This window comes from Mycobacterium sp., from assembly GCF_050701675.1.
In the GTDB taxonomy this organism is placed as follows: Bacteria; Actinomycetota; Actinomycetes; order Mycobacteriales; family Mycobacteriaceae; genus Mycobacterium.
The window spans coordinates 1-5,526 of record NZ_JBOGDD010000827.1 but is presented as its reverse complement, the minus strand read 5'-3'; the positions used below and the strand labels follow the sequence as shown (position 1 = coordinate 5,526).

The 5,526-nt window shown below is 67.0% G+C and carries 6 protein-coding genes; 4 read left to right on the top strand and 2 right to left on the bottom strand.

Annotated features, from left to right (window positions below; all coding sequences use genetic code 11):
• Both ACRDUX_RS25300 and ACRDUX_RS25295 read left to right on the top strand, forming a co-directional pair.
• Nucleotides 1–693, top strand: a 693-nt coding sequence (locus tag ACRDUX_RS25300) for a DUF1295 domain-containing protein (protein WP_526417677.1), incomplete at its 5' end; no start/stop codon positions are given.
• Complete coding sequence (locus ACRDUX_RS25295) at nucleotides 690–1,826, top strand: FAD-dependent oxidoreductase (protein WP_526417679.1); 1,137 nt, start codon at nucleotides 690–692, stop codon at nucleotides 1,824–1,826. The genes ACRDUX_RS25300 and ACRDUX_RS25295, both read left to right, overlap by 4 nt.
• Here the strand turns inward: ACRDUX_RS25295 and ACRDUX_RS25290 are convergent.
• On the bottom strand, nucleotides 1,802–2,470 hold the full coding sequence (locus ACRDUX_RS25290) for an O-methyltransferase (RefSeq protein WP_526417675.1): 669 nt from the start codon (nucleotides 2,468–2,470) through the stop codon (nucleotides 1,802–1,804). The genes ACRDUX_RS25295 and ACRDUX_RS25290 overlap by 25 nt on opposite strands.
• A gap of 91 nt (nucleotides 2,471–2,561) precedes the next feature.
• On the opposite strand from ACRDUX_RS25290, the gene ACRDUX_RS25285 reads away from it, so the two are divergent.
• Together ACRDUX_RS25285 and ACRDUX_RS25280 are read left to right on the top strand one after the other, a co-directional pair.
• Nucleotides 2,562–3,461 carry a LysR substrate-binding domain-containing protein gene (locus tag ACRDUX_RS25285; RefSeq protein ID WP_526417673.1) on the top strand — a complete coding sequence of 300 codons (900 nt, stop codon included), beginning with the start codon at nucleotides 2,562–2,564 and terminating at the stop codon, nucleotides 3,459–3,461.
• Nucleotides 3,462–3,548: 87 nt separating this feature from the next.
• The gene (locus tag ACRDUX_RS25280) at nucleotides 3,549–4,211 is read left to right on the top strand and encodes a nitroreductase (protein WP_526417671.1); all 663 of its coding nucleotides are present in this window, start codon (nucleotides 3,549–3,551) and stop codon (nucleotides 4,209–4,211) included.
• On the opposite strand, the gene ACRDUX_RS25275 is transcribed toward ACRDUX_RS25280, so the two are convergent.
• Nucleotides 4,195–5,526 (bottom strand): HNH endonuclease signature motif containing protein (locus ACRDUX_RS25275; RefSeq protein ID WP_526417668.1); only part of this gene is annotated, 1,332 nt, incomplete at its 5' end. The genes ACRDUX_RS25280 and ACRDUX_RS25275 overlap by 17 nt on opposite strands.

The following is a 5,526-nucleotide window of genomic DNA, read 5'->3' as shown; positions in this document are numbered from 1 at the left end:
GCCTACTGGAGCGTCGCCCCGCCGCTGCTGCTCTTCTACTGGTGGAGCCAGGCCGGGCCGGGTGTCGACCAACTGCGCTGCTGGCTGGTGGCGATCGTGGTCGTGCTGTGGGCGATCCGCCTGACGGGGAACTGGGTCTACGCGTTTCCCGGCCTGCACCACGAGGACTGGCGCTATCCGATGTTCAAGGAGCGGGCCGGCCGCTGGGAGTTCGGCGCCGACCTGGTCGCGATCCACCTGATCCCGACCGCGCAGGTCTTCCTTGGCATGGTGCCGGTGTACGTGGCGGTGACGCGTCCTGGCGACGGTCTCGGGTGGCTTGCGTTGGTGGCGTTCGTCATCGGTCTCGCGGCGGTCGCTCTCGAACTCGTCGCCGACGTTCAGATGCACCGGTTCGTCAGGGACCGTCGGCCTGGCGACGTGATGGACCGTGGGCTGTGGAGCTGGTCGCGGCATCCGAACTACTTCGGGGAGTTCAGCTTCTGGTTCGCCCTCGCACTGTTCGGCATCGCGGCGGCGCCCGCCGATGCGTGGTGGTTGGTCATCGGAGCGGTGGCCATCCTGGCGCTGTTCCTCGGTGCCAGCATCCCGATGATGGAGAAGCGCAGCCTGCAGCGGCGGCCTGCGTACCAGGACGTCGTCGGCCGGGTGTCGCGCTTCGTTCCGTGGCCGCCCCGCAGGGCCGCGTCGTGAGCCGCAGACGCGTCGTGATCGCGGGCCTCGGCGACAGTGGCATCCTGACGGCGATCCGGCTGGCGCGCCACGTCGACGTCGTCGGCATCTCGGTCAAGACCGCATTGGTGAGCGGTCAGGAGTTGGGCATCCGGCTCAGCCGCCCCGACGACTGGGCGCGCGACTACTGGATCCCCTTCGACAGGTTTCGCGGCCTCGACCGCGTGCGCACCGTCCACGGCACCCTCGCCGGTCTCGACCTCGCCGCGCATCGGGTCGTCGTTCAGCTCGACGACGGCACGACCCAGGAGGAGGACTACGACGCCCTCGTCATCTCGACCGGCGTGGCCAACGGTTTCTGGCGTCGGCCGACCCTTCAGTCCGGTGACGACGTCGGAGCCGACCTTCGCGTTGCGCACGACCGGCTGGCCTCCGCCGGTTCCGTCATCGTCGTCGGTGGCGGCGCCGCAGCGGTCAGCAGCGCCGCCAATCTCGCGGCGACCTGGCCGGACAAGCGTGTCGACCTCTACTACCCGGGTGAACGTCCGCTGCCCTCGCACCACCCGAGAATCTGGGGCCGCATCAGGCGCCGGCTGACCGATCTCGGCGTAGGTCTGCACGATGGGCACCGCGCGGTAGTTCCCGACGGCTTCGCCTGTGACGAGATCACCGCCGGGCCAGTGCATTGGAGCACCGGGCAGAGCCCGGCGTCGGCGGATGCCGTGCTGTGGGCCGTCGGGCGGGTCAGACCCAACACCGACTGGCTGCCGCCGGAGGTGCTCGACGAGCACGGCTTCGTCCGCGTCGGAGCGGACCTGCGAGTGCCTGGACACGCGGGCGTGTTCGCGGTCGGAGACGTCGCCGCCACCGACCCGCTGCGCAGCTCGGCCCGCAACCGCGCGGACGGCGTCGTCGCCCACAACGTGCGCGCGCACTTCGATGCCAAGCCGCTGCGCACGTACACCGCGCCGAAACGGCGCTGGGGTTCGGTGGTGGGTGCGCAGTCCGACGGCCTGGAGATCTTCGCCCCCAGCGGCCACGCGTTCCGGTTCCCGGCGTGGTCGATCGACCGGATCCTGCAGCCGATGATCGTCCGCAGGGGCATCTACAAGGGCGTGCGCGACGACGGTCAGGAGAGTCGAACGCAAGCCTGAACGCCGTCCCCCATCGGGAGCTTGATCGCGAGGTACCCGTTGGAGGGTTCGCCCAGGTAGGCCAGCAGCGGGCCGTGTACGTCGCTGCCGAAGTCCATGTCCACGTCGTCGACCAGGATCAGAGAACCTGGCCGCAGCGAGGGCTCGAGGAGCCGCAGCACCGGGAGCGCCAGATCCGGCCAACCGTCCAGCAGCACCAAATCGATCTCGCCCGGCACGTCGGCCAGCGTCGAGCGAGCGTCACCGACGCGCAACTCGATGAGGTCGGCTACACCCGCGTCGACGAAGTTCTTCTGCGCCGTAGCGGCCTTTTCGGGCTGCAGCTCGGTGCCGATGACCGTGCCGCCGCCGTTGTCCCGCACTGCGCTGGCCAGATAGATCGTCGAGACGCCGAATGACGTCCCGTACTCGACGACGGTGCGGGCACCGGTCGCTCGGGCGAGGAGATACAGCAGCTCGCCGGCGGTCGAGGACACGGACATGTAGACGTTCTTGAAGAGCTCGGCCCGCTGGGCGGCGTCGAGGTGCGCGGGGAACCCGTCCACTCCGGTTTCGGCGAACTCCTGTGGGTCGTGCTGCTCCTCGGCAGTCAACAACCGTTGCAGCACAGCGGATACGGGTTCTGAGTGCAGGGTTGACGTCATGGTGTGACCTTTCTTCGTAGTGATGACAGCCAAGCTATGCTCGACGACAGTTGCCGTCCAGTGCATGTTTGGTAAGGAATGGTTATCCAGAATGGAATCAAGCATCGATCTCAACCTGTTCGTTGCGCTCGACGCACTGCTCGACGAGGGCAGCGTCGGCGGTGCCGCGTTACGGCTGCACACCTCGGCCCCGGCGATGAGCCGCACGCTGGCCAAGCTGCGGCGCATCCTCGACGACCCGATCCTGGTGCGAGCCGGCCGCGTAATGGTGCCGACCCCACGGGCAATCGCGATGCAGAGCCGGGTGCACGAGCTGGTCGAGCAGGGCCGCCGACTCTTGAGCCCGGTCGAAAACCCCGATCCGGCGATGCTGCGGCGAACCTTCTCGGTGCAGATCGGCGATCTGTTGTCCAGCACGATCGGTTCTCGGCTGGTGTCACGGATTCTCGGTGAAGCGCCAGGGGTCACGTTGCGCTTCGTCGGCGAGAGCCACGAAGACACCGAGGCGTTGCGGGACGGGAGTGTTGACCTCGAACTCGGGCAGATGCGCCGCACGCATCCGGAAACGCACATCGAACCGGTGTTCTCCGACCGGATGGTGGGCGTGGTGCGGGTGGGCCACGAACTGACGACCAAGCGGATCACGCTGCAGCGCTTCGCCGCTGCGGAGCACGTCGTGTCCTCGCGCCGCGGGCGACTCACCGGGCCGATCGACGACCTGCTCGCCGAGCACGGGCTCCGTCGCCGGGTGGCAGTCTGCACGCCCAGCGCTTTGGGGGCACTGCAGCTGGTGCAGAACAGCGACCTGGTGGGCATCACGGCCCGTGCGATCACCCGAGGTGCCGTCGATGCCCTCGGACTGAGCACCTTCGACATTCCCTTGGACCTGCCTACGTTGGAGTTGAGCATGGCGTGGCATCCGCGATACGACGCCGACGCAGCCCACCGTTGGTTGCGGCAATGCGTACGCGACACCTTTCTGCAGGCATGAGCTGAAACCCCTTGACGTGTAAACGGTTCCCGAACAGTCACCCCTGACTATGCAAGGCAGGTAGGTGGTCGTCATACGATTGCCGACATGGACGTATACGACGCGGTGGCTTCCAGACAGTCGGTCCGGGAGTTCGTTGACCGTCCGGTGGATCGAGACCTTCTGTCGCGGGTCCTGACGGCACCTTCGAGGGCCCCGTCAGGTGGGAATCTTCAGCCGTGGCATGTCTATGTGCTCGGTGGCGAGCGACTCTCCGAGCTAAAGGAGCGAATCGCGGTGCGAGTGGCTGCCGGAGATCGGGGGGATGCGCTGGAGGTCCAGACATATCCCGCGCCGCTGGGTCGTCCGTATCGGGAACGCTTGGAGGACTTCGGGCAACGCCGCTACGGCGCTTTGGGAATTGGTCACGATGATCTGGTCGCTCGTGCGCGGGTCCGCGCAGGCAACTGGAAGGGTTTCGGCGCCTCCACGGTTCTGTTCTGCTATCTGGACCGCGATATGCCACCACCCCAGTGGGGAGATGCGGGGATGTATTTGCAGACGGTGATGCTGTTGCTGCGATCAGAGGGGCTACACAGCTGCCCTCAAATCGCCTGGGCCGAATACCATCGCAGTGTCGCCGAGGTCATTGCACCACCGTCGCAGCGAATTTTGTATTGCGGCATGTCGATTGGATACATCGACCTGGCATCGCGGCAGCCGTACATCCCCCGAGCTCCGTTGTCGGAAACCGTTACATTTCTGCAGTGACGACGGTGTTGTGCTGGGACCTGCGCGCTGCGGGTGCCTCTGCGGCAGCGGCGTTGAGTGTGCGTTCGTCGTGGATGCGGCGGGCTCGGTCTTGAGTTCGGGTGGTTCTGCGGCGCGGCATCTTCAACCCTGCGGTGTGAGCCGGCCGGGCGGGCACGTCGATGGGGCTGACCTCTGCAGTGGGTTGGCACAGTTCGGGGAACAGCAGCCGACTCCCCGGCGTGGTGACGTGAGTCCGCCCGTCCGGTGCGGTCCAGATGACAGTGCCATCGGGGAGTTGTCGGTCCCGCCAGCCGGGGTTCCCGGCCCAGAAAGTCTTGAGCAAGTGGTGTTTTCGGCAAAGGCACTTGAGGTTGGTGGCCTGCGTCGGGCCGTACGGCCACGGAATCGTATGATCCAAGTCGCAGTTGGTGGCAGGTTCCTTGCACCCGGGGAAGCGACACGTCATATCCCGGGAGCGGACGAACTCGGCCAGTTTCTTCGACGGCGTGTAGTGGGTTTCGGGTGGGGCTTGGCCGGGGTGGATGATCACCGAGAGGGTGGCATTGAGGGCGGCGCGGCGCGCGATGCTGCCGGGTAGGAACTGCCCGCCCATCATGGCGGCGGGTCGGATGGTGGCCTGCGGGCCGGGATCGGGATGCGCGAGGTCGGCCCAGGTCAACTCGTGCAATGGTTTGGAGAACAACGGGGGCGGAAGCCCGTCGAGGCCAGCGCACTCGTCGGCGGTGTGGTCGTTGGTGGTGCGGTCGCAGGCAGCCCTGTCGGCATCGTCGGCGGAACCGGCATCGTCGAGGATTGTGTGATCGTCGTGATCGTCGGGGCTGTCAGCCTCGTCGGGGGCTGGTGAGTCGGTGGAATCGTTGGCGCCGTCGGCGACTGGTGAATCCTCGGGCGCGTCGGGTCCATCGGGATCTTGGGGACCATCGGCGGAACCGGCGTCATCGGGGGCCGCGTGATCGTCGTGATCGTCGGAATCGTTGGCGCCGTCGGCGACTGGTGAATCCTCAGGCGCGTCAGGTCCATTGGGTCCGTTGGGATCGTTGAGTGTGTCGGGAATGGGGGGTCCGCTGATGGTGTCTTGGTGGGCCACGACGTAGATGACCACCCCGGTCGAGGGTGGGATCTCACCGGAGGGGCAGTCGGTGGTGTCGCACAGGCAGATCAGTCGGTCCGCGCCGTGGGACAGGGCGCCCATCGCGTCGGAGCGGCGTTGGTCCTTGGTCCGGGGGTCGGCGGGGCAGACGGTGTCGGCTAGGGCGTTCAGGCGACTGTCCAGGGCGGTGGCGTCGGTCGCGAACAGGGTGCCGAACAGGAT

What these genes read in the sequence shown, in the direction of transcription:
- ACRDUX_RS25285 (WP_526417673.1), top strand. Translation starts at nt 2,562, where the DNA reads ATGGAATCAAGCATCGATCTCAACCTGTTCGTTGCGCTCGACGCACTG.
- ACRDUX_RS25280 (WP_526417671.1), top strand. Translation starts at nt 3,549, where the DNA reads ATGGACGTATACGACGCGGTGGCTTCCAGACAGTCGGTCCGGGAGTTC.
- ACRDUX_RS25290 (WP_526417675.1), bottom strand. Translation starts at nt 2,470, where the DNA reads ATGACGTCAACCCTGCACTCAGAACCCGTATCCGCTGTGCTGCAACGG.